We start from the raw sequence: 2,325 nt of genomic DNA, 5'->3' as shown, positions 1-2,325 counted from the left end.
AAGACGAGATAGGAACCGAGTGCCGACACCGTCGGGGTGAGCAGCCACATCGTGACGATCCGACCGGTGGCCGCCGCGTCGAAGAGATCGTCGGTCGGCAGTTCGTCGGGTTCTTCCTCGCCGATCTTCGGTACGCCGCCGCTCGATGCGGCGGTCGGCGACGACCCCGTCGGGGCCTCGGCGGTGGCAAGGTCACCGACGGTCGGGCCAGCCGGTGGGCCGCCATCGTCGCCCCCTTCGGCGGCGAGTGCGCTCACCGAGAAGTCGGGACGGCCCTCGCCCTCGATCGCCGAGCCGGCGGCGTCGGTGAGCGTCACGGACCGGCTCGATCGACCCCAGCCGAGACCGATGATGCAGGAGGTCATGCTCACCGCGAGGCTCGCCGGGATGCCCAGATTCGAGAGGATCGTGATGATCGTCGCGGCGACGAGCGAGACGAGGATCGCCGCCAGGATCGGCAGGTCGGTGATGCCGTCGCCGACCGTATCGAGCGTGCGCCGGGCGATGGTGAACGCACCGATCGCCATCGCACCCACGGCGATGAGAACGCCTTGTTCGACGGTGATGGCGTTGCTCCCGATCAGCGGCGCGACCGCGTTGGCGACGTTCGACGCGCCCGCGGAGAAGGCGTTGTAGCAGGCGACCAGCAGGACGACGGCAGCCCCGACGAGATCGCGAGTGGTCGCCCCCTCCTGGAGCACTGGTCGGGGGATCGTTCCGGAACGATCGAGCCTGAGCAGGCCGTTTTCGAGTCGTCCGAAGGAGATGCGGGCGTTGAGATGTGGGTAGATGTAGCGACCGATGACGACGCCCGCCCAGAAGGCGACCAGCGGGGCGACGATCCACGCCGAAACGATGCCGAACATCACGGTTTCGTTGAGCGAGTCGGTCACGACGCCGAGGCCGACGATTGCGCCGACGGCGGTCATCGAGGTCGAGGCGGGGACGCCGAACAGGTTGGAGATGAGCAGCGAGAGACCGGTGAAAAAGAGCACGACGACGCTCGCGACGAGGGTGAACTGGCTCGACGGGACGATCTCGCCGCCCATCGTCGTCACGACCTCGCGGCCGACCGTCCAGCCGCCGAGCAGCGCGAACCCGGTGAACAGCACGGCGGCGAGCGTCTTGCCGGTGATGCGACTCCCCACGGCCGGGCCGAACGCCACACCAGTCGAGGAGCCACCGATGTTGTAGCCAACGAACACCGCCACGGCGATGCCGACGAGCAGCAGTACAGATACCATCGACTGCTCCCTCGAAGCCCGTGACAAAACGCGTTTCGCCTCCCCGTGTCGATATGGCAGGCAGCCACGCCATGGTAGGCGACCACGGCAGCCACGAACCGGCGATCGAAGCCCGCAGACGGTCGTGGACAGTCGTGCGCGGTATGCACAACTCCTTTAGCCGTCGTTCGCCTACGTTCGCCATGCCCGATGCACTGGTCGAGTACCTCGATGCCGACATGGAGTGCGAGGGGTTGCTCGAATGTTTCCACGGTCTCACGGCTCTCGACCGCGAGTGTTTCGCGGTCGTCGTCGGGAGCGACGCGGCGCTGACGGTCGACGACGTCGCCGCCGAGGTCGACCGCGAGCGATCGACGGTCTATCGCTCGCTCCAGCGGCTGCTGACGGCGGGGTTCGTCCGGAAGGAGCAGATCAACTACGAACAGGGCGGCTACTACCACGTCTTTCGCCCGGCCGACCCCGACGCCATCGCCGACGAGATGCAGCGCATGCTGAACGACTGGTACGCACAGATGGGCCAGCTCATCGGCGAGTTCCGCGAGAAATACGACGTCGCCGACGCGGAGGCGGCACCCGCCGAAGGCTGAGTAGCGGGGGTTTCGAGACGCGGACCAGAACCGGCTTTTCACTGTAGCACCTCCATCCACCATGCCACACGGCACCGAACGCGGTCTCTCCCGGCGCGCGTTCGTGAAGGCTGCCGTCGCGATCGGCGGCTCGGCGGCGCTGTCGGCCTGTCTCGCCCGCGAGAGCAGTCCCGATCTCCCGCAGGGCCCCGACGACCTCTCGACGCTGCCGTCGCGCCAGCACGCCTGGAACGAGTTCCTCGCGCTCGGCGACAACGACAACCACCTCGGTCCGCGCCACCGCGTACTGCTGTATCTCAGGTACGGAAAGGAAGGAACGCCGACGCGAGACGATCGTCGGCAGACCGAACGGGCGCTGCAGGCACTCGAACGGGCCTATCCTCACTCGCACGACGGCCTGCTGTTCACGGTGAGCTACTCGCCGGCCTATTTCGATCGCTTCGACGAGTCGCTGCCGGAATCGGTGGATCTACAGCCTGTCTCTTATACACATC

3 protein-coding genes are annotated in these 2,325 nt (G+C 66.9%); 2 read left to right on the top strand and 1 reads right to left on the bottom strand.

Going from position 1 to position 2,325, the window contains the following annotated elements; genetic code table 11:
- Window positions 1-1,244 (bottom strand): inorganic phosphate transporter (locus tag C451_RS17630; protein ID WP_007742697.1); only part of this gene is annotated, 1,244 nt, incomplete at its 3' end.
- A gap of 182 nt (window positions 1,245-1,426) precedes the next feature.
- On the opposite strand from C451_RS17630, the gene C451_RS17625 reads away from it, so the two are divergent.
- Both C451_RS17625 and C451_RS17620 read left to right on the top strand, forming a co-directional pair.
- Window positions 1,427-1,831 carry a helix-turn-helix domain-containing protein gene (locus C451_RS17625; RefSeq protein WP_007742696.1) on the top strand — a complete coding sequence of 135 codons (405 nt, stop codon included), beginning with the start codon at window positions 1,427-1,429 and terminating at the stop codon, window positions 1,829-1,831.
- Window positions 1,832-1,892: 61 nt separating this feature from the next.
- The coding region (locus C451_RS17620) for a DUF7405 family protein (RefSeq protein WP_007742695.1) at window positions 1,893-2,325 on the top strand (433 nt) is incomplete at its 3' end.

Origin of the sequence: Halococcus thailandensis JCM 13552, assembly GCF_000336715.1 — an archaeon.
Lineage (GTDB): Archaea > Halobacteriota > Halobacteria > Halobacteriales > Halococcaceae > Halococcus > Halococcus thailandensis.
The sequence above is the reverse complement of the archived record's forward strand: the minus strand, read 5'-3'. Positions and strand labels throughout refer to the sequence as shown.

Bases quoted from the DNA above. Each gene is read 5' to 3' on its own strand.
- C451_RS17625 (WP_007742696.1), top strand. From the start codon at position 1,427: ATGCCCGATGCACTGGTCGAGTACCTCGATGCCGACATGGAGTGCGAG.